Source organism: Arthrobacter sp. Y3223065 (genome assembly GCF_059090885.1).
This window is the reverse complement of the sequence record NZ_JBNHGC010000001.1, coordinates 615,543-635,481: the sequence shown is the minus strand read 5'-3', so window position 1 is coordinate 635,481 and position 19,939 is coordinate 615,543. Positions and strand designations below refer to the sequence as shown.

General features: G+C 67.9%; 17 protein-coding genes. 5 read left to right on the top strand and 12 right to left on the bottom strand.

Features of this window, described 5'->3' with window-relative positions:
- Positions 1 to 64: 64 nt before the first annotated feature.
- Positions 65 to 1,816 carry a 2-isopropylmalate synthase gene (gene leuA, locus AC5RUK_RS02850; RefSeq protein WP_493987170.1) on the bottom strand — a complete coding sequence of 584 codons (1,752 nt, stop codon included), beginning with the start codon at positions 1,814 to 1,816 and terminating at the stop codon, positions 65 to 67.
- Between the two features lie 211 nt (positions 1,817 to 2,027).
- On the opposite strand from leuA, the gene AC5RUK_RS02845 reads away from it, so the two are divergent.
- The gene (locus AC5RUK_RS02845; RefSeq protein ID WP_494151327.1) at positions 2,028 to 3,968 is read left to right on the top strand and encodes a M13 family metallopeptidase; all 1,941 of its coding nucleotides are present in this window, start codon (positions 2,028 to 2,030) and stop codon (positions 3,966 to 3,968) included.
- 6 nt (positions 3,969 to 3,974) lie between these two features.
- On the opposite strand, the gene AC5RUK_RS02840 is transcribed toward AC5RUK_RS02845, so the two are convergent.
- From AC5RUK_RS02840 to AC5RUK_RS02820, 5 genes are all read right to left on the bottom strand, one after another.
- Positions 3,975 to 5,528 (bottom strand): LCP family protein, encoded by a 1,554-nt coding sequence (locus AC5RUK_RS02840; RefSeq protein WP_494151326.1) that lies wholly within the window; start codon positions 5,526 to 5,528, stop codon positions 3,975 to 3,977.
- A 244-nt stretch (positions 5,529 to 5,772) separates the two neighbouring features.
- On the bottom strand, positions 5,773 to 6,720 hold the full coding sequence (era, locus tag AC5RUK_RS02835) for a GTPase Era (protein WP_493987531.1): 948 nt from the start codon (positions 6,718 to 6,720) through the stop codon (positions 5,773 to 5,775).
- A 44-nt stretch (positions 6,721 to 6,764) separates the two neighbouring features.
- A complete protein-coding gene (locus AC5RUK_RS02830) occupies positions 6,765 to 8,102 on the bottom strand; it encodes a hemolysin family protein (RefSeq protein WP_494108940.1) in 1,338 nt (445 codons plus the stop codon).
- A gap of 9 nt (positions 8,103 to 8,111) precedes the next feature.
- Complete coding sequence (gene ybeY, locus AC5RUK_RS02825) at positions 8,112 to 8,585, bottom strand: rRNA maturation RNase YbeY (RefSeq protein ID WP_494151325.1); 474 nt, start codon at positions 8,583 to 8,585, stop codon at positions 8,112 to 8,114.
- The gene (locus tag AC5RUK_RS02820) at positions 8,582 to 9,688 is read right to left on the bottom strand and encodes a PhoH family protein (RefSeq protein WP_494151531.1); all 1,107 of its coding nucleotides are present in this window, start codon (positions 9,686 to 9,688) and stop codon (positions 8,582 to 8,584) included. Before AC5RUK_RS02820 ends, ybeY begins: the two co-directional genes overlap by 4 nt.
- A 369-nt stretch (positions 9,689 to 10,057) precedes the next feature.
- Here AC5RUK_RS02820 and AC5RUK_RS02815 point away from each other — a divergent pair, with 369 nt between their 5' ends.
- On the top strand, positions 10,058 to 10,969 hold the full coding sequence (locus AC5RUK_RS02815) for a GerMN domain-containing protein (protein WP_493987164.1): 912 nt from the start codon (positions 10,058 to 10,060) through the stop codon (positions 10,967 to 10,969).
- 18 nt (positions 10,970 to 10,987) lie between these two features.
- On the opposite strand, the gene AC5RUK_RS02810 is transcribed toward AC5RUK_RS02815, so the two are convergent.
- The 3 genes from AC5RUK_RS02810 to hrcA all read right to left on the bottom strand — a co-directional run bounded on the left by AC5RUK_RS02810 (position 10,988) and on the right by hrcA (position 14,039).
- On the bottom strand, positions 10,988 to 11,815 hold the full coding sequence (locus tag AC5RUK_RS02810; RefSeq protein WP_494151324.1) for a 16S rRNA (uracil(1498)-N(3))-methyltransferase: 828 nt from the start codon (positions 11,813 to 11,815) through the stop codon (positions 10,988 to 10,990).
- Between the two features lie 2 nt (positions 11,816 to 11,817).
- Positions 11,818 to 12,951: a molecular chaperone DnaJ gene (gene dnaJ / locus AC5RUK_RS02805; RefSeq protein WP_493987162.1), complete on the bottom strand. Its 1,134-nt coding sequence runs from the start codon at positions 12,949 to 12,951 to the stop codon at positions 11,818 to 11,820.
- A 74-nt stretch (positions 12,952 to 13,025) separates the two neighbouring features.
- Positions 13,026 to 14,039, bottom strand: coding sequence for a heat-inducible transcriptional repressor HrcA (hrcA, locus tag AC5RUK_RS02800; protein ID WP_493987161.1), 1,014 nt, complete (start codon positions 14,037 to 14,039; stop codon positions 13,026 to 13,028).
- Between the two features lie 146 nt (positions 14,040 to 14,185).
- On the opposite strand from hrcA, the gene AC5RUK_RS02795 reads away from it, so the two are divergent.
- Positions 14,186 to 15,028 (top strand): DUF3097 family protein, encoded by an 843-nt coding sequence (locus AC5RUK_RS02795; RefSeq protein WP_494151323.1) that lies wholly within the window; start codon positions 14,186 to 14,188, stop codon positions 15,026 to 15,028.
- A 109-nt stretch (positions 15,029 to 15,137) separates the two neighbouring features.
- Positions 15,138 to 15,560: a DUF4870 domain-containing protein gene (locus AC5RUK_RS02790; protein ID WP_493987159.1), complete on the top strand. Its 423-nt coding sequence runs from the start codon at positions 15,138 to 15,140 to the stop codon at positions 15,558 to 15,560.
- Positions 15,561 to 15,606: 46 nt separating this feature from the next.
- Here the strand turns inward: AC5RUK_RS02790 and AC5RUK_RS02785 are convergent, their stop codons facing one another.
- The gene (locus AC5RUK_RS02785) at positions 15,607 to 16,092 is read right to left on the bottom strand and encodes a DUF4188 domain-containing protein (RefSeq protein WP_494151322.1); all 486 of its coding nucleotides are present in this window, start codon (positions 16,090 to 16,092) and stop codon (positions 15,607 to 15,609) included.
- A 55-nt stretch (positions 16,093 to 16,147) separates the two neighbouring features.
- On the opposite strand from AC5RUK_RS02785, the gene AC5RUK_RS02780 reads away from it, so the two are divergent.
- Entirely contained in the window at positions 16,148 to 16,774 is a 627-nt protein-coding gene (locus tag AC5RUK_RS02780; RefSeq protein ID WP_494151321.1) for a TetR-like C-terminal domain-containing protein, read from the top strand.
- Here the strand turns inward: AC5RUK_RS02780 and hemW are convergent.
- A complete protein-coding gene (hemW, locus tag AC5RUK_RS02775) occupies positions 16,722 to 17,951 on the bottom strand; it encodes a radical SAM family heme chaperone HemW (RefSeq protein WP_494151320.1) in 1,230 nt (409 codons plus the stop codon). The genes AC5RUK_RS02780 and hemW overlap by 53 nt on opposite strands.
- 44 nt (positions 17,952 to 17,995) lie before the next feature.
- Entirely contained in the window at positions 17,996 to 19,849 is a 1,854-nt protein-coding gene (lepA, locus tag AC5RUK_RS02770; RefSeq protein WP_493987155.1) for a translation elongation factor 4, read from the bottom strand.
- Between the last annotated feature and the right edge of the window lie 90 nt (positions 19,850 to 19,939).

The window sequence follows — 19,939 nt, the reverse complement described above, 5'->3', positions numbered from 1 at the left end:
TCCATTCTCCCACTAAAGCGGGCTTCCCTCCGGCGTACGGCAGGGAAGCCCGCTGAACGGTTTCCTAGAGCGAACCGGAGTTCTTGGCGCCCTCGTCGCGAATGGCGCGGTTCACCGCCGACACCACGGCCTTCAGCGAGGCCATGGTGGTGTTGGTGTCGATGCCTATGCCCCACAGCACCCGGTCGCCCACGGCGCACTCGACGTAGGCCGCGGCCCGGGCGTTGCCGCCCTCGGAGAGCGCGTGCTCGGTGTAGTCCAGTACCCGGACATCCACGCCGTCCTGCCGGAAGATCTCCAGCAGCGCGGCGATCGGGCCGTTGCCTTCGGCCGTGCGGCGGCTCTGGACGCCGTCCACGCCCATGGTGGCCGTCAGTTGGAACGAACCGTCGTCGGCGCTGTCGGTCTTGACCGATCCCAGGGTGTAGTGGCCCCACCGGTTGTCCGGGGTCGGCAGGTACTCGTCGTTGAAGGTTTCCCACAGCTGCGCCGGGCTGACCTCGCCGCCCACGGTGTCCGTGCGGCGCTGGATCACGCCCGAGAACTCGATCTGGGCGCGACGCGGCAGGTCCAGGTTGTGCTCATGCTTGAGCAGGTAGGCCACGCCGCCCTTGCCGGACTGCGAGTTCACCCGGATGACGGCTTCATAGCTGCGGCCCAGGTCCTTGGGATCGACCGGCAGGTAGGGCACCGCCCAGACCAGGTCGTCCACCGTCTTGCCCTGGGCGGCCGCGTCGGCCTCCATGGCCTCGAAGCCCTTCTTGATGGCGTCCTGGTGGGAGCCGGAGAACGCGGTGAAAACCAGGTCGCCGCCGTACGGGGAGCGTTCGGGCACCGGCAGCTGGTTGCAGTATTCGACGGTGCGGCGCACTTCGTCGATGTTGGAGAAATCGATCATCGGATCGATACCCTGGCTGAACAGGTTCAGCCCCAACGTCACCAGGTCCACGTTGCCGGTCCGCTCCCCGTTGCCGAACAGGCAGCCCTCGATCCGGTCGGCGCCGGCCAGGTAGCCCAGTTCCGCCGCTGCCACCCCGGTACCGCGGTCGTTGTGCGGGTGCAGCGAGAGGATCACGTTCTCACGGTTGTTCAGGTTCCGCGACATCCACTCGATGGAATCGGCGTAGACATTCGGGGTCGCCATCTCCACCGTGGCCGGCAGGTTCAAGATGACGTTCCGGTCCGCGGAGATCTCGAAGACGTCGGTGACGGCGTTGCAGATGCGGGCGGCGAATTCCAGCTCCGTGCCGGTGTAGGACTCGGGCGAGTATTCGTAGGTGATCTCGGTGCCCTTCAGGCCCTCTTCGTACTTTCGGCACAACCGGGCGCCCTGCAGGGCGATGTCCACGATGCCGTCCTGGTCCTCGCGGAACACCACCCGCCGCTGCAGCACGGAGGTGGAGTTGTACAGGTGCACGATGGCGCGGCCGGCGCCGGCGATGGACTCGTAGGTGCGCTCGATCAGGTGCTCGCGGGACTGCGTGAGAACCTGGATCGTCACATCATCGGGGATCCGGTCGCCCTCGATCAGCTGGCGGACAAAGTCGAAGTCGGTCTGCGACGCGGACGGGAAACCGACTTCGATCTCCTTGTAGCCCATTTTCACCAGCAGGTCGAACATCTTGTGCTTGCGTTCCGGGCTCATCGGATCGATCAGCGCCTGGTTGCCGTCGCGCAGGTCCACCGCGCACCAGCGCGGGGCCTTCGTCATCACCTTGTCCGGCCAGGTGCGGTCGGGCAGTTCTACGGCGATCTGGTCCTGGAAGGGAATGTACTTATGGATGGGCATTCCGGAGGACTTCTGTGCGTTTCGCATTTTGGTGTGTGGCCTTTTCTCATGAGAGCTAATCGAAAAATTTTGGCCGGGCAACACAAACTCCGCAGCGAGGGTTCGGCCTGTCAAACAGAAGTTCGCGTGGCCTCGCCGCGGCAGCTAAGAAGGAGCATTCCTGCGCGCACAATTTCACACTAGCACGGTGCGTAGGATGTGAGGGAAAAGATGAAAGCAACTATGAAATGAGGCGCCCATGAGCCGCTCCGGCATCGTGTTGTCCAACGTCGACCCGGCCGTCCGCCCGCAGGACGACCTCTTCCGGCACGTGAACGGGAAGTGGCTTGCGGAGACCGCCATCCCCGACGACCGGGCGCTGGAAGGCTCCTTCACCGCCCTGCGCGACGCCTCCGAAGAATCCGTTCGGGCCATCATCGAAGACGCCGCCACACACCCGGATCCCACCAGTCCGGCGGGAAAGATCGGCGTACTCTACGCCGGTTTCATGGACACCGACGCGGCCGAGGCCAAGGGCTTCTCGCCGCTGGCGGAGCAGTTCGCCGCGATCGCGAAAATCTCCGACCGGGAAGGGCTGCGCGAGGTCATCGGAGCCTTCAGCCGCAGCGGCGCCGCGTATCCGCTCGCGTTCTTCGTCAACAACGACGCCGGCGACCCCACCCGCTACTTGATCTACCTGTACCAGGCGGGGCTGGGCCTGCCGGACGAGGCGTACTACCGCGAAGACGATTTCGGCCCCATCCGCGAGGCCTACCGGGAATACGCCGGGAAGATGCTGCGGTTGGCCGGCTTCGATCCGGTGCAGGCGGACGCCGCACTGGACCTGGAGCACAAGCTGGCGGCCGGGCACCTGGACAAGGTCTCCTGCCGCGACCCGCAGCAGACCTACAACCTGCGCACCGCCGGGCAGGTGGCAACCATCGCGGACTGGATGCCGGAATGGCTCGCGGCGCTGGGCCCCGAAGCCGGCGGCGCGGCCGAGATGGTGGTCTGCCAGCCCGGGTTCCTCAGCACGCTGGACGCCCTGCTGGAGAGCGAGCCGCTGGAGGCCTGGCAGGCCTGGCTGCGGCTCCAGGTGCTGACGACGGCGGCGCCCTATCTTCACGACGAAGCGGTCCAGACCCACTTCGGCTTCTACGGCCGCACCCTCAGCGGCACCCCGGAACTCAAGGAGCGGTGGAAGCGCGGCGTGGCCCTGGTGGAGGGCGCCCTCGGGGAAGCCATCGGACAGGAATACGTGGCGCGCCACTTTCCGCCGGCGCACAAGGAACGGATGGAGGAACTGGTCGCCAACCTGCTGGCCGCCTACCGGGAGAGCATTTCGGCCCTGCCTTGGCTCAGCAGCGCCACGATCGGGAAAGCCCTGGAGAAGCTGGCCGCGTTCCGCACCAAGATCGGCTACCCGGAGAAGTGGATCGACTACTCCAGCTTCGTGCCCGGGGACGATGTCTGGTCCAACGTCCTGGCCTCCAACGAGTTCGAGGTCCGCCGGAACCTCGCGAAGCTGGGCGGGCCCATCGACGAGGCCGAATGGCACATGACGCCGCAGACGGTCAACGCCTACTACATGCCGACCATGAACGAGATCGTCTTCCCCGCAGCGATCCTGCAGCCGCCCTTCTTCGACGCCGACGCCGATGCCGCTGCCAACTACGGCGCCATCGGGGCGGTCATCGGCCACGAGATCGGCCACGGCTTCGACGACAAGGGATCGCAGTACGACGGCACCGGTGCGCTGCGGAACTGGTGGTCCGACGAAGACCGGGCCGCCTTCGAGCAGCTCACCGGCCAACTGGTGGCCCAGTACGCCGCGCTCAGCCCCGCGGAGGCTCCCGGCAACACGGTCAACGGCGAACTCACCCTGGGCGAGAACATCGGCGACTTGGGCGGGCTGGCCATCGCGTACCGTGCGTACCAGCTGAGCCTGGCGGGCCGGGAAGCCCCGGTGGTCGACGGGCTGAGCGGCAGCCAGCGGTTCTTCTACTCCTGGGCCGAGTGCTGGCGCCAGAAAATCCGTTCCGAGGAGGCGGCGCGCCGGCTGGCGATCGACCCGCATGCCCCGAACGAATTCCGCTGCAACCAGGTGGTGCGCAACCTGGACGCGTTCCACGAGGCGTTCGGTACCGCTCCCGGCGACGGGCTGTGGCTCTCCCGGGCCGAGCGCGTCAGGATCTGGTAGCGGCCGCTAGAAGGCGCCGGGCTGCTGGCAGGTGACCTGGTCGGCGGTCTGGCCCTTGAAGCCGCCGGCCACACCGCCGGTCTCCGCCAGCTGCGCGCCGCTGGTGAAGTCCCGGCCGACCGAAAGCGCGACGCCGTAGTGGTCGCCGGAGGCGAGGACGTTGGCCCGGGGGACGTTCAGCTCTTCCGCAAGGGCGAGGGCCACGTGTTCGAATCCGGCCGAATAGTACAGCTGCGTGGTGGTGCGTTCGGAGCCGGCGTCGCCCGGGGCCGCCAGCAGGTAGCCCAGCGCCTGCAGCTGTTCGGAGAGCTCCTCGTCGCGGCCGGCCGCACCGGAGGCGTTGATCACCTTGACGGGCTGCTCGGCCGGGTCGAAGGACGGCACGCCGGCCGTCGGGTCCTCGCCGGGCGCCGTCGTCGCGCCGGCCGTCGCCCCGCCGTCGTCGGTTTCCTTCGGGGACGGGGTCCCGCCCTCTCCGGCACCGGCCGTGGGCTCCCCGCCGGCTTCGCCGGTGGCCGTCGGGTCGGGCGGCGTCCCCGCGGTGTTGACCTCCGGTGCGGTGACGTCGCCGTCCTCGCGCAGGATCTGGAACAGGGCCTGGCCCGGCTCCTCGTCCAGGACCAGGCGGTTCTCGTCCATCGGGGCGCTCTGCGTGGGCAGCGCGACGAACGCGACCTTCCCCAGGTCCACGCCCTTGACCCGGTCCGCCAGGGCCAGCAGCCGGGGAACCTCCGCCAGGCCTTCGTCCACCGTGAGGTTGTTGACCACGGCCTCGGCAATGGAGTAGAGGCGGGGCACGTTGGTCAGCGTGCCTTCGGACTGGACCTTGCGGGCCATGGAGGCCAGGAAGCTCTGTTGCGCACGGATCCGGCCGCGGTCTCCGCCGTCGCCGAAGGAGTGCCGGGTGCGCAGGAACGCCAGCGCCTGCTCGCCCTGCACGGTGCTCACACCGGCCGGCAGCCGCAGCTTCGAGTAGCTGTCGTTGATGGGCTCGTTGACGCAGACTTCCACTCCGCCGATCACCGTGGAGAGCTCCTTGACCGCGTTGAAGTCGGCCATCATGAAGTGGTCGATCTCCAGGCCGGTCATCTCGTTGACGGCTGCCACGGTGCAGCCGGGGCCGCCATAGGTCAGGGCGGCATTGAGCTGGGCATCCTGCTGCTCCGGATAGACCTCGCCGGTCTCCGGATCGGTGCAGGTGGGGATGGTGGTGAGCAGGTCGCGCGGCAGGCTGACCACGGTGACCCGCTCGCGGTCCGCGGACATGTTCATCAGCATCATCACGTCCGATTTGCCGAAGCCGGCGGAGGGGCCGTCCGAGCCGTAGCGGCCGTCGCTGCCCACCCGTGTGTCGGTTCCCAGGATGAGGATCTGCACCGGATCGCGGCTCAGGTCCACCGGAAGCCCCGGGGCGCCGGTGCCCAGGTTCAGCGGCGAGGTGGCGATGCTGTCGCGCAGGCCCACGATTTTGTACACGACGACGCCGACACCCGCCGCCAGGGCCAGCGCCAGGGCGCCGGCCACGACCTTGAGCCACAGCAGCCTGGGTCCCCGGCCCATGTGCCTGGGGTTGGGTTGCCGCCGCGGCGTGCCCGGACCGGCCGGGGATTGCCCCGCGCGAGCCTGCCCGGCCGGCGGCTGTTCCGTCGGGGTCTGCGGGTCATCACCGAAACTGCCGCGATGAGCCACGGGATACCCCTCTGCACGGTTGTAAGTCAGATGAAAAGACGCGGCCAGCCCAATCACTGGCCGCTAAGTATTCTACGGGTTGCAGCCGGGGAAAGTTCCCTGCTGCCCCCGCGGCTCAGAAACCGAGCCGCACCAGTTGCTTGGGGTCGCGTTGCCAGTCCTTGGCGATTTTCACGTGCAGATCCAGGTAGACGCGGGTGCCCAGCAGGCCCTCGATCCCCTTGCGTGCACGGGTGCCGACGTCACGGAGCCTCTCCCCGCCCTTGCCGATGATGATGGCCTTCTGCGACGGACGTTCCACGAAGAGGTTCACCCGGACATCCAGCAGCGGGTTGTCGGCGCTGCGGCCTTCGCGCGGCACGATCTCCTCGACCACCACGGCCAACGAGTGGGGCAGTTCGTCGCGCACGCCCTCCAGCGCCGCCTCCCGGACCAGTTCGGCCACCATGACGGCTTCCGGCTCGTCCGTGAGCTCGCCGTCGGGATAGAGCGGCGGCGACAGCGGCATCTGCTGGACCAGCACATCGGCGACGGTCTGTACCTGGTCCCCCTTGGCGGCGGAGACCGGCACGATGTCGGCGAAACCGTCCGGGCCGAAAATCTCCTCGCCCAGCGCCGCCACCGCCAGCAGCTGCTCGGCCAGCGCCTGCTTGTCCATCAGGTCGGTCTTGGTCACCAGTGCCACCACGGGCTTGCCGGACAGGGCGGCCAGCTGGTTGGCAATGAAGCGGTCGCCGGGGCCGATCTTCTCGTTGGCCGGCAGGCAGAAGCCGATCGCGTCCACTTCCGAAAGCGTGTCCGCCACCAGGTCGTTCAGCCGTTGCCCCAGCAGGGTCCGGGGCCGGTGCAGGCCGGGCGTGTCCACCAGCACCAGCTGGGCGTCCGGCCGGTGCACGATGCCGCGGATGGTATGCCGGGTGGTCTGCGGTTTGGCGGAGGTGATGGCCACCTTCTGCCCGACCAGCGCGTTGGTCAGGGTCGACTTGCCCGCGTTCGGGCGGCCGACCAGCGACACGAAACCGGCGCGGTAGTCCTCCGGCCAGCCGCTGGAGGGCATGGCCATGGCCTTGTCGGTGCTGTTTTCGCCGGTGGCGTTTTCGGGGTTGGTCATCGTTCCCTCTCCGTCCCGGGCATGCGGGCGGGGTCATCGGCGGCGGCAGCGCCGTCGTCGTCGTTAGCGTATTGGTCCCGGGCGGGCGTTTCATACCAGGCCAGGACGTGGCTGACGCGGTTGCGCCGCCCCTCCAGCCGTTCGGCACGCAGATGCAGGCCGTCCAGCACTACTTCGCTGCCGACGATCGGCACCCGGCCGAGGCTCTTCGCCAGCAGTCCGCCGACGGTGTCCACCTCTTCGTCGTCCAGCTCCAAGTTGAACAGCTCGCCGACGTCGTCGATGCCGGTGCGGGCGCTGACCCGGTACAGGCCGTCCGGCAGCGCCTCGATTTCCGGGCGCTCGGTGTCGTATTCGTCGACGATCTCGCCGACAATCTCCTCGATGAGGTCCTCCAGCGTGACCAAGCCGGCGGTGCCGCCGTATTCGTCGATCACGATGGCCACGTGCGTGGACTCGCGCTGCATCTCCTGCAGCAGCTCGCCGACCGACTTGGACTCGGGAACGTAGCGGACCTCGCGGCAGATCTGGTCCACCAGCATGCCGGCGCCGTGGTCGGCCCGGCCGTGGAGCCGGGCGGCCACGTCCTTCAGGTAGACGATGCCGCGGATCTGGTCCGCGGTGTCCATGATCACCGGGATCCGCGAATAGCCGGACTGCAGGAACAGCGTCATGGCCTCCTGCAGCGTGGAGCCGGAGTCGATGCTGAGCATGTCCGTGCGCGGCACCATCACCGACCGGACCTTGGTGTCGCCCAGCTCGAAGACCGAGTGGATCAGTTCCGCCTCGGTGTCCTCGATCATGTCTGATTCGTTGGCCCGGTCCACCAGCTCGCGGAACTCCTCCTCGGTGAAGAAGGCGGCGTCGGCGCGCGGCGCGTTCGGGGCCACCGCGCTGCCCACACGGACCAGCCATTGGGGCACCGGACCGAGCACCGAGCACAGCAGCCGGACCGGCAATGCGGTGGACAGCACGACGGCGCTGGCGTGCATCCGGCCCAGTTGCCGCGGAGAAACCCCGACCAGCACGAACCCGACGGCGGCCATGGTGACGGTGGCGAGCAGGCCGGCCAGCCAGATGTTGTCCAGCAGATCGTGGAACAGCAGCGCGATGGCGACGGCGGCGGCCATCTCGAACCAGACGCGCCAAAACCGCAGCCCGTGCATGTGTGCCGCCGGCGAGGCCAGGATGAGGCGCAGGCTGCGGCTGCGCCCGGAACGCAGCAGGTTTTCGGCGTCGTGCCGCGGCAGGTAGGTGAAGGCGGCCTCGGCGGCGGTCAGCACCCCGGCGAAGAGCGTGAAAGCCAGCGTCATGCCGGCCAGTATCCAGAGCATCGCCGGTCTCTACAGGGTGGTTTCGGTGGGGGCTGCCTTGCCCGTGAAGGACGACAGCAGCTGGCGCTGCAGGCCGAACATTTCTTCCTTCTCGGCCGGCTCGGCGTGGTCGAAGCCGAGCAGATGCAGGATGCCGTGCGTGGTCAGCAGCAACATTTCGTCCAACAGGCCGTGCCCGGCCTTCTTCGCCTGCTCCTGCGCTACCTGCGGGCAGATCACGATGTCGCCCAGCACGCCGGGCGCGCCCGGCTTCATCGCGGTACCGGGACGCAGCTCGTCCATCGGGAAGGACAGCACGTCGGTAGCGCCCGGCTCGTCCATCCACTCGATGTGCAGCCGCTCCATCGCTTCGGTGTCCACCATGATGATGGACAGCTCCGCTTCGGGATGGACGTAGAGCGAATCCAGCACGAACCGTGCCAGCCGCACCAACTCTTCCTCGTTGGCGGGGACGGCTGATTCGTTGTTGACCTCGATGCTCATGCTCCACCCTCCGGGCCGGCTTCCGCTTCCGTCGTCCGCCTGGCCGCGGGCGAGCGGCGCGGCCCGCGGGCGCCATCGCCGCGGCCGCCACCGCCATGTCCGGTACCGCCGCGGCGGGACTCGTCCCAGCGGCTGTATGCCGTCACAATGTCGCTGACCAGCCGGTGGCGGACCACGTCCGTGGCGTCCAGCTGGGAGAAGCGGACATCCTCCACCCCGTCGAGTATTTCGCTGACGATCTTCAGGCCCGAGCTGGTGCCGCCGGGCAGGTCAATCTGCGTCACGTCGCCGGTCACCACCATCTTGGAACCGAAGCCCAGCCGGGTGAGGAACATCTTCATCTGTTCGGGAGTGGTGTTCTGCGCCTCGTCCAAGATGATGAACGCATCGTTGAGCGTGCGCCCGCGCATGTAGGCCAGTGGCGCCACCTCAATGGTGCCCGCGGCCATCAGGCGCGGAATCGACTCCGGGTCCATCATGTCGTGCAGGGCGTCGTAGAGCGGGCGCAGGTACGGGTCGATCTTGTCGCTGAGCGTGCCCGGCAGGAAGCCCAGCCGCTCCCCCGCCTCGACGGCGGGACGGGTCAGGATGATGCGGTTGACCTCTTTGTGCTGCAGGGCCTGGACCGCCTTGGCCATCGCCAGGTAGGTCTTGCCGGTGCCCGCCGGGCCGATGCCGAACACCACGGTGTGGTTGTCGATGGCTTCGACGTAGTTCTTCTGGTTCAGGGTTTTCGGCCTGATGTTGCGGCCGCGCGAGGAGAGGATGTTCAGCGTCAGGACCTCGGCCGGCCGCTGCGCCGACTGTTCGCCGAGCATGCGCAGCAACTGGGCGACCACCTGCGCGGTGATCCTCGTGTCCTTCGCAGCCAGGGCGCGGATCTCTTCCACCACATTGAGCGTGAGCTGCACCGCGTCGGCGGGGCCGGAGATGGAAAGTTCGTTGCCGCGTACATGCAGGTCCACATCGCTGAACTCCGACTCGATGACCCGCAGCACCTCGTCGTGGGCACCGAGCGCCCTGACCATGTGTTCCGACGAATCGAAATGGACGGAACGGCTGCTTGATCCCAGCGGATCGACATCCAGGCGTGATTGGGACATAGTCCGGCCGATGTGGCCTTTCATCGCTCCTTCGGTGGGCGCTTGCTAGCGGTAAGCCGGAACGGATCCGGTGCTGACGGTACAAGTCCATGCTACGGCACGAGCCGCCGCGCAGTCCTCTGCGGGGACGAAAAACGCCTTGGTATCGATCCTGCATCAATCGTGCATCAGTCCGGTTGAGCGCTGGTTAAAGCAGCCATCAGCCCCCCCACCGTGTGCCAAGCTAGTGGGGCAGGAAGGGCGGCAGCCGCCCGTTCCCGCCCCACCTCCGCCCAGTCATTCCGCACGCCAGAAGGGATCGAAAGCATCTCCAGCAACCAGCTCCGGCAGCCTGCAGGCCCGGTCCCAACCCGCCGCTTCGGTGCGTGGTTGGCCCTGGTCACTGCCTCGTCGCTGGTGCTGCTCGGATGCTCGCCGCAGGCCGCCGGCGGTGGCGGCGGCGGACAGACCTCCATGCCCAATCCCACCGACCCCGCTTCGGCCAGCAGCCCCCTGGTTTCCAGCGTGCCGGTCGAGACCCTGCGCTCCTCGGAGCTCTCCCCCATCTATTGGCTGGGCACCAACGCCGAGAACGTGTTCCTGTACCGCGAGTACCGCCAGGCGGAAAACCTGGGTGACCCCATTACGACGGCGGTGGCCGCGCTGACGCGGCTGCAGCCCCTCGATCCGGACTACTTCAATCCGCTCAGCCCGGCGGGCAAGGTGGGCGCTTCCATCACCAACGGTTCGGTCATCACGCTGGACATCTCCTCGGACGCCTTCAGCCGCCGCGTGGATGCCGGCATCGCCGAACGGGCCGTGCAGCAACTGGTCTACACCGCCACGGCCGCGGCGGCCAACGCCGGGCTGAGCACGTCGGACAATCCGCTGGAAGTGGTCATCCTCGTGGACGGGCACCACGGGTATAAAGCCTTTGGCCATGTGCCGCTGGGCGAGCCCATGGCCCGGAACAGCAGCCTGGCGGCCCCGGTGTGGATCATCGATCCGGCCGAAGGTGCCACCTCCGCCGGACGCGTGGAGGTGTTCGGCCGCGGCGTCGCGTTCGAATCGGAGCTGAGCTGGCAGATCTACCGCATTGCCGACTCCGCGGACACGTCCGAAGGCGAACTGGTCAAGGACGGCACGGCGCGCGTTGATGCAGACGCCGGCCAGATCGGCGAGTTCAGGTTCAGCCAAAAGCTGGATCCGGGCACCTACCGGCTGTACGTGTTCCAGAAGGACCAGGGTGGGCGGACCGAAGAACGGCAGAATGTGGACAGCAAGGTCTTCACCGTCACCTAGGCAGTTCTGCCCGCCCGGTCAGCGCCAGCGGCCCAGCAACTCGCTGAGCAAGGTCAGGGCCGCGGGTCCGGCCGTGGAGGAACGCAGGACGTGCGGACCCAGCCGAACGGCCACCGCCCCGGCGTCTAGCATCGCGTCCACTTCGGCCCGGCTCATCCCGCCTTCCGGACCCACAATCATCAGCACGCGCGCCGCGCCGCCGGTACGCCCTTCGGGTGAGGCACCGCCGTCGTCGTTTCCGCCGCGCTCCCCGGGGGATGGGCCCGCACGCAACCCGGCGCCCTCCAGGGCGTCGGCCACGCTGCGCTCGGCGTCCTCATGCAGCAGCAGCGACAGCCGGCTGTCCCGGATCAGGGCACACAGCCCGGCCCGTTCCACCAGCTGCTCCACCTCCGGAACACGCGCCCGCCGCGACTGCTTGGCGGCCGCCCGGACCGCCAGCTGCCATTTCGCCGCGCCCTTGGCCGCCTTGTCCGCCTTCCAGCGCACGATGCTGCGTTCGGCCTGCCACGGCACCACGGCATCGACGCCCAGTTCGGTGGCTGCCTCGATGGCAAGTTCGTCGCGGTTCCCCTTGGCCAGGGCCTGCACCAGCACCAACTCCGGGTCGGGCCTGGGCTCGTGCAGGACCTGCAGTGCCCGGACGGTGAGCTGGCCGGAGGTGCCGGCAACGGCCTCGCCGACCAGCCGGCGGCCCCGCCCGTCGGCCAGATCGACGGCTTCGCCGGGCTCGATCCGCTTGACCGTGACGGCGTGCCGCGCCTCGTCGCCGCCCAGGGTGAAGCTGTCGCCCGGGGCGACGGCGTCGAGCTCGCCGGGAGCGGTGAAGAACAGGTGGCTGGTCACGCCTAAAGGTTACCGAGCCGGTCCCGCAGGCGGGCGAAGACGCCCGTGCCGGAGGACGCCAGCTTGCCCTCGGTGTATTCCTCGCCGCGGGCCCGGGCCAGCCGGCGCAGCAGGTCCTCCTGCTCCGCATCCAGCTTGCTGGGGGTCTCCACATGCACGTGCACCTGTAGGTCGCCGCGACCGTAGCCGCGCAGGTGCGTCACGCCCAGGCCGCGCAGGGTGAGGGTCTCGCCCGCCTGCGTGCCGGGCTTGATGCTGATTTCCTGTTCACCGTCGAAGGTGTCCAGGGTGAGGTCGGTGCCCAGCGCGGCAGCGGTCATCGGCACCGAGAGAGTGACGTGCAGGTCGTCGCCCTCGCGGAGGAAATTCTTGTCCGGATTCACCCGGATTTCCACATACAGGTCACCCTGCGGGCCGCCCGCCGGGCCGGCTTCGCCCTGGCCGGCCAGCTGGATCCGCGTTCCGGTCCCGACACCCGCCGGGAGCTTGATGGTCAGCGAACGGCGGCTGCGGACGCGGCCCTCGCCGTTGCACTCGTTGCAGGGATCGGGAATGATCGTGCCGAAGCCCTGGCAGCTGCCGCACGCGGCAGTGGTCATGACCTGGCCCAGGATGGACCGCACCGCACGCTGGACCTGGCCGGAGCCGCCGCAGATGTCGCACGTGCGCGGGCTGGTACCGGGGCGGCAGCAGCTGCCGTCGCAGGTGGGGCAGACGACGGCGGTGTCCACCTCGATCTTCTTGTTGACCCCGAAGACCGCGTCCTTGAGGTCGATCCGCACGTTGATCAGGGCGTCCTGGCCCCGGCGGGTCCGGGAGGCCGGGCCGGCGCCGCCTGCTCCGGCGCCGCCGAAGAAGCTTTCGAAGATGTCCTGGAAGGCGAAGCCGGACCCGGAGAAGCCGCCGCCGAAGCCGTTGTCGGTGCCGTTCTCGTTGCCGGTGGTGTCGTAGATGCGCCGCTTCTGCGGGTCCGACAGCACCTCGTAGGCGTGGCTGACCTGCTTGAACTGTTCGGCTGCCTCCGGGCCGGGGTTCACGTCCGGGTGCAGTTTGCGGGCCAGTTTGCGGTAGGCCTTCTTGATTTCCTCGGTCGAGGCGTCTTGGCTGACACCGAGGGCGTCGTAGTGGTTACTCACCTTAGTAGTACTTCACTTCCTGGGGATCGGTTCACCGGCGACGACGGCCGGTGCGGACACTGCGCGGCGTGTGGCTAGCCGGCGAGGATCCGTGACAAATAACGTGCGACGGCGCGCACTGCGGCCATGGTGGTGGGATAGTCCATCCGGGTGGGGCCGAGGATGCCGACCTTCGCCGTCGCGCCCGGGCCGTACCCGGTGGCCACCACGGAGGTTTCGGCCAGCGAACCGTAGGGGTTTTCACTGCCGATGCTCACCGACATGCCTCGGGCGTCCTGGTGCAGCTCGGAGAGCAACTGCAGCAGCACCACCTGTTCTTCGAGGGCCTCGAGGATGGGGCCGATGCTCAGCTGGAAGTCGACGGTGGAACGGGCCAGGTTGGCCGTGCCGGCCATCAGGATCCGCTCCTCGTTCGTGGCCGCGGCAAGCTGTGCAAGCTGCGATGCCAAGGCCTCGGCCGTGCCCGCGGGCGCGGTCTCCGCCGGCACCGGGAAGGTCTTCAGCAAACCCGGCACTGCCGCCAGCGGTTTCCCGGACAGCGCGGACAGGAACGCGGCGCGCAGCGTGGCCAGCGCATCCTCGGTGACGTCCGCGGGAAGCGCCGCGACATGCTGTTCCACTTTGCCGTTGTCCGCGATCAGCACCGCCAGGACCCTGCGCGGACCCAGCAAGATGAACTCGATGTGCCGCACCCTGGCGGCACCCAGCTGCGGATACTGGATCACGGCCACCTGATTGGTCAGCTGGGACAGCAAACGCACGGTGCGTTCCATGACATCGTCGAGGTCGTCGGCGCCGTCCAGCAGTTTCTGGATGGCGCGGCGCTCGGGGGCAGAGAGCGGCTTGACGTCCGAAATCCGGTCCACGAACAGGCGGTAGCCCTTGTCCGTGGGAATCCGGCCGGCACTGGTGTGCGGGGCAACGATCAACCCGTCTTCTTCCAGCGCCGCCATGTCGTTGCGGATGGTGGCTGACGACACGCCCAGGCTGTGCCGGTCGACCAGTGCCTTGGAGCCCACCGGCTCGCGCGAGTGCACATAGTCTTCGACAATGGCGCGGAGCACTTCCAGCCTCCGGACCTCGCTCACTGCACTCCTCCTGTCTCCAACTCGTCTGCGGACAGACTGTTAGCACTCAACACGTCCAAGTGCTAAGTCTAATACGTCGCCGCCGTTGTTAGCATTGTCGGGCGGCCGTGCCGTGAGGACGCCAACCAGCAGAGGACTTAAAGCTTATGAGCAGCTACGGCTGGGGCCCCCAGGATCTCACCGCCCCCAAGGCCCGGGCACTGCGCGAAATCGGCGCCGAACCGGGCCTGGTGCTGGAGGACGCACAGAGCGGCTGGGTCGGCGCCGTCGTCCGGGTGGAAAAGTCCGGCGGCGTGCATCTGGTTTCGCTGGAAGACCGCCGGGGCAAAGTCCGCTCCTTCCCGCTGGGCTTCGGCTTCCTGTTCGAGGGCGAGCCGGTGAAGGTGGTGCCGGCGGCGCCCGCCGCGAAGGCTCCCGTCCGGCAACGGACGGCATCCGGTTCGGTCAAGGTCGAGGGACAGCGGGCCAGGGTGGCGCGGGCCAGCCGGATCTGGGTCGAAGGCAAGCATGACGCGGAGCTCGTGGAGAAGGTCTGGGGAGACGACCTCCGGGTGGAGGGCATCGTGGTCGAGCCCCTGCACGGCGTCGACGATCTGGCGGCGGCAGTGGCGGACTTCTCCCCCGGGCCGCAGCGCAGGCTCGGCATCCTGGTGGACCACTTGGTTCCCCATTCCAAGGAGTGGCGGATTGCCGAGGCCGCCATGGCCGTGCCCGCGGCCTCGGGCAACGTACTGATTGTGGGCCACCCCTATGTCGATGTCTGGCAGGCGATCAAACCCTCCGTCATCGGACGGATCCAGTGGCCGGTGGTGCCGCGCGGCACCGATTGGAAGACCGGCATCCTCGCCGGTCTCGGCTGGCCGCACCGGACCCAGATCGACATCGCCGACGGCTGGAAGAGGCTGCTGGGCAGTGTCAACACCTATGCCGACCTGGAGCCCAGCCTCCTGGGCCGGGTGGAAGAAGTCATCGATTTCCTGACGGTTTGAGCCTGTTCCGACCGGCGCCGGCGCCCGCGGAATGCACCGGATGGCGGGGTGGAACGGCTAGGCTAGGAACAGAAGTGAGCCATCAGCAGATTTTCCGAAGGTAGGTCCAGTGTCCGATAACTCTGCTCGTAAGCAGCAGCCGGAGCGCAAGTCCGCTCCGCGCCAGCAGTACCAGAGCGCGTCGGCGTCCGCTTTGCCCCTGACCCCTTCGGAGGACCGGCAATGGGCCACCATGGCGCACTTCGGCGGCATCCTGGGCTGCTTCCCGTCGCTGGCGATCTACCTGATCTTCAAGGACCGGGGACCGTTTACCGCCCAGGAGTCCAAGGAGGCCCTGAACTTCACCGTTCCGCCCACGGTGGTGGCCATCATTGCGAACCTGCTGATCGTCATCCCGGCGGTCAGCGGACTCTTTGCCGTCATCGCGGCCGCCATCTGGGTCTTCCTGACGGTCAATTCCGTCATTGCCGGCGTCAAGTGCAACCGCGGCGTTCCGTACCGGTACGCCTACAACCTGCGCCTGTTCCGGTAGCGCTGCTGTTCCGGTAGCGCAGCTGTTCCGGTAGCGCAGCCGCCTCCTAGCCTGCCTGCCGGGAGAACCGCTGGCGGGCGGTGTTCATCCCCGCCGCGATCGGCACGTGGGCGGTCGCCGCCGCCAGACCGAAGCGCGGCATGTCGCTGTAGATAGTCTCCCGGCCCCCCGGCACCGTCTCGTAGGTTTCGTGCCAGACGCCGACGTCCCCGCTGCCGGCCGATTCGCGCATGAATCGCCGCCAGGGTTCCAGGTGCGGCGCCGAGCGGTCGGACGCGAACCGCTGCAAGTGTTCCGGGCTCTTCCAGTAGCTGACCAGGATCGTGGTGCGCCCGAACCATTGGTGGAAGCCAAGCAGCCCGGCTTCCGGTGATGCCGCCAGGTGCGCCAGCATCACCGGCATCGCCGACGCGGTGCGTGCCACCTTGCCGATCTTCCACCAGCGGTTGGCGCGCATCCCGATGAGGAAGACCGTGACCCGCTCGCTGCCCGGATCGGCTGTGAACCGTCCTGTGTGTACGTGTTCCGACATGAGCCGATTCCTTTCGTAACAGTGTTACAGAACAGTGTTATGCAATACTGGGGTTATGGCAAGACCCATAGTCCACGATGATTCGCTGCGCCGCAGGCTCCTCGACACCGCCGCGACCCTGATAGCCCACGACGGCGCGGCCGCGGTGTCGCTCCGGGCGATCGCGGCGGCGGCCGGGACGTCGACGACGGCGGTGTACTCGCTCTTCGGCGGGAAGGCAGAATTGCTGACCGCCATTCTCGACGACGGCTTTGCCTCCTTTGCGGCCGCCCAGCAGCGGGCCGCTCCCGATGGACTGGAAGCGCTGGGCAGGGCCTATCGGACGTGGGCCCTGGAGCATCCGGTCCTGTACGGCCTCATGTTCGGCGGTTCATTGGCCAGCCAGGTGCCGTGCCGGCCAACGCCCGGCGCGGCGGAACCAGCGATCGCGCCGCTGTTCGCCGCCGTTGCCGCCGCCCTTCCCGGGGCATTGGACGACGACGTCGCGTCCATGGTGGGCGTGGTGTGGGGCCAGGTCCACGGGCTCGTCTCGCTGGAGCTGGCGGGCGCGCCGGCGGCGGGGTGGAGCTGGGACTCAGCCTACGAGGCGGCCCTCCACCGGGTGGGCCGGTCGCTGGAGGCCGGCGCGGTCAGTCCTCGAGCAACCGCCGCACCACGGCGTCGGCCAGCAGCCGGCCCTTGAGGGTGAGCCGGATGGTGCCGGCGAACGCCGCGCCAGGGTCCACCAGGGCATCGGCGATCAGTCCGGCCACGGCCTTCCGGCCGTTCGGCCCCAAATCCCCGGTGTGCAGCCCGTCGATGATGCGGGTCTGCAGCATCACGTGTTCCAGCTGACGGGTGCCGGTGTCCAGCGTTTCGCGGCCGGCTGCCGGCGAGACCCCCGTGGCCAGGCGCTGGGCGTACGCCGCGGGGTGCTTCGCGTTCCACCAGCGGACGCCACCCATGTGCGAATGAGCGCCGGGGCCGGCTCCCCACCAGTCGTCCCCGCGCCAGTAGGCCAGGTTGTGCCGGCAGCGGTCCCCGGGAGTGCGGGCCCAGTTGCTGACCTCGTACCATCCGAAGCCTGCGGCGCCGAGGCGCGCGTCGGCGATCTCATACTTCGCGGCGTGGTCGTCGTCGTCGATGCCGGGTACTTCGCCGCGGCGGATCTGGGCGGCAAGTTTGGTGCCTTCCTCGACGATCAGGGCGTACGCGGAGATATGGTCCGGCGTGCAGCTGATCGCGGAGTCGAGGCTGGCTTCCCAGTCCGCGATGGATTCGCCGGGCGTGCCGTAGATCAGGTCAAGGCTGACGTTCAGCCCGGCGTCGCGTGCCCACTGCACCGCCTGCGGCACCCGTTCCGGGTCGTGCGTGCGGTCGAGCACCTTCAGCACATGCGGCACGGCCGACTGCATGCCGAAGGACACCCGGGTGAAACCGGCGTCGGCCAGGATCTGCAGCGACTGCGGCGTGACCGAGTCCGGGTTGGCTTCGGTGGTGACTTCGGCGCCCGGCTCCAGACCCCACAGGCCCGTCGCCTGGCCCAGCATCGACGCCAGGTCCGCCGCCGGCAACAGGGTGGGCGTGCCGCCCCCAAAGAACACAGTGGACAGCGGCCGTTCCGGCACGCCGGAACCGCGCAGTACCCGCGCGGCCAGCTCCAGCTCCGCGTTCACCGTGCCCGAGTACTCATCCTGCGACGCCCCCGAACCCAGTTCCTTGGCGGTATAGGTGTTGAAATCGCAGTAGCCGCAGCGCACCCGGCAGAACGGAATGTGCACATACAGGCAGAACGCGCGGTCTTCCGCACCTTCCGCCGCCTGGGCGGGCAGCAGGCCGTCGGCCGGCGCCGGGTCCCCCACGGGCAGGACGCTAGGCACTGAGGCGGGCCTCCGCCGTCGTTGTTGTTACATGCACAGCCGAACTACTTCTTTGCCTTGTCCTTGGAGTCATCCGACGACAGCGCGGCGATGAAGGCCTCCTGTGGGACTTCCACGCGGCCGACCATCTTCATCCGCTTCTTGCCTTCCTTCTGCTTCTCCAGCAGCTTGCGCTTGCGGGAGATGTCGCCGCCGTAGCACTTGGCGAGCACGTCCTTGCGGATGGCGCGGATGTTTTCGCGCGCGATGATGCGGGATCCGATGGCGGCCTGGATGGGCACTTCGAACTGCTGGCGCGGGATGAGTTCGCGCAGCTTGGAGGTCATCATCACGCCGTAGCTGTAGGCCTTCTCGCGGTGCGTGATGGCGCTGAACGCGTCGACCTGTTCGCCCTGCAGGAGGATGTCCACCTTGACCAGGTCGGCCGCCTGCTCGCCGTCGGCCTTCCAGTCCAGCGAGGCGTAGCCGCGGGTGCGTGACTTGAGGTTGTCGAAGAAGTCGAAGACGATCTCGGCCAGCGGCAGCCGGTAGCGCAGTTCCACCCGGTCCTCGGAGAGGTAGTCCATCCCCTTCATCTCCCCGCGGCGGGACTGGCAGAGCTCCATGATGGTGCCGACGAACTCGTTGGGCGCGAGGATGGTGGCGGAAACCATCGGCTCGCGGACCTCGGAAACCTTGCCGTCCGGGTATTCGCTCGGGTTGGTTACCGTCGCGACGCTCTTGTCCTCCAGCGTGACTTCGTAGACCACGTTCGGCGCCGTGGAGATCAGGTCCAGCCCGAACTCGGCCTCGAGCCGCTCGCGGGTGATTTCCAGGTGCAGCAGGCCCAGGAAGCCGACGCGGAAGCCGAAGCCGAGGGCCGCGGACGTCTCCGGCTCGTAGATCAGTGCCGCGTCGTTGAGCTTGAGTTTGTCCAGTGCGTCGCGCAGCACCGGATAGTCCGTGCCGTCGATCGGGTAGAGCCCGGAGAAGACCATGGGCTTGGGGTCTGCGTAGCCGCCCAGGGACTCGGCCGCCGGCTTGGCCAGGTTGGTAACGGTGTCGCCCACCTTGGACTGGCGCACGTCCTTCACCCCGGTGATCAGGTAGCCGACCTCGCCGACGCCCAGGCCGTTGGACGGGGTGGGTTCGGGCGAGCTGACTCCGATTTCGAGCAGTTCGTGGCTGGCCCGGGTGGACATCATCTGGATGCGTTCGCGCGGCGAAAGCTTTCCGTCGACCACCCGGACATAGGTGACCACGCCGCGGTAGGTGTCGTAGACCGAGTCGAAAATCATCGCGCGGGCGGGCGCGTCAGCGTTCCCCGTCGGGGCCGGCAGGTCGCGCACGATCTTGTCCAGCAGCGCTTCTACGCCCACGCCGGTCTTGCCGGAGACCTTCAGGACGTCTTCGGGATCGCCGCCGATCAGGTTCGCCAGCTCGGCCGCATACTTTTCGGGCTGTGCGGCCGGCAGATCGATCTTGTTCAGCACCGGGATGATGGTGAGGTCGTTTTCCATCGCCAGGTAGAGGTTGGCCAAAGTCTGGGCCTCGATGCCCTGGGCCGCGTCCACCAGCAGGATTGCGCCTTCGCAGGCTGCCAGCGACCGCGAAACCTCATAGGTGAAGTCCACGTGGCCGGGGGTGTCGATCATGTTAAGGGCGTAGCTGACGTCGTCCAGCTCCCACGGCATGCGCACGGCCTGGGACTTGATGGTGATGCCGCGTTCCCGCTCGATGTCCATCCGGTCCAGGTACTGGGCCTTCATGTCGCGCGGCTGGACCACGCCGGTGAGCTGGAGCATCCGGTCGGCAAGAGTGGACTTGCCGTGGTCGATGTGGGCGATGATGCAAAAGTTCCTGATGATCGCCGGATCGGTGGCGGCAGGCACCGGCGCGGTGCGGGCCATCGGTGACACAGATGGTTCCTTACTCTCAGACAAGCGGGCTACGGCAATGCGGCCGGTACGACCAGCACGCTCATTTTGCTCAACTATAAGTGTCCCACG

Excerpts from the sequence above, each read along its gene's own strand:
- AC5RUK_RS02785 (WP_494151322.1), bottom strand. The coding sequence starts at position 16,092 with ATGTCGGAACACGTACACACAGGACGGTTCACAGCCGATCCGGGCAGC.
- leuA (WP_493987170.1), bottom strand. The coding sequence starts at position 1,816 with ATGCGAAACGCACAGAAGTCCTCCGGAATGCCCATCCATAAGTACATT.
- era (WP_493987531.1), bottom strand. The coding sequence starts at position 6,720 with ATGGCCATGCCCTCCAGCGGCTGGCCGGAGGACTACCGCGCCGGTTTC.
- AC5RUK_RS02820 (WP_494151531.1), bottom strand. The coding sequence starts at position 9,688 with ATGTCCCAATCACGCCTGGATGTCGATCCGCTGGGATCAAGCAGCCGT.
- AC5RUK_RS02795 (WP_494151323.1), top strand. The coding sequence starts at position 14,186 with ATGAGCAGCTACGGCTGGGGCCCCCAGGATCTCACCGCCCCCAAGGCC.
- AC5RUK_RS02830 (WP_494108940.1), bottom strand. The coding sequence starts at position 8,102 with ATGCTCTGGATACTGGCCGGCATGACGCTGGCTTTCACGCTCTTCGCC.
- AC5RUK_RS02840 (WP_494151326.1), bottom strand. The coding sequence starts at position 5,528 with ATGGGCCGGGGACCCAGGCTGCTGTGGCTCAAGGTCGTGGCCGGCGCC.
- AC5RUK_RS02780 (WP_494151321.1), top strand. The coding sequence starts at position 16,148 with ATGGCAAGACCCATAGTCCACGATGATTCGCTGCGCCGCAGGCTCCTC.
- ybeY (WP_494151325.1), bottom strand. The coding sequence starts at position 8,585 with ATGAGCATCGAGGTCAACAACGAATCAGCCGTCCCCGCCAACGAGGAA.
- AC5RUK_RS02845 (WP_494151327.1), top strand. The coding sequence starts at position 2,028 with ATGAGCCGCTCCGGCATCGTGTTGTCCAACGTCGACCCGGCCGTCCGC.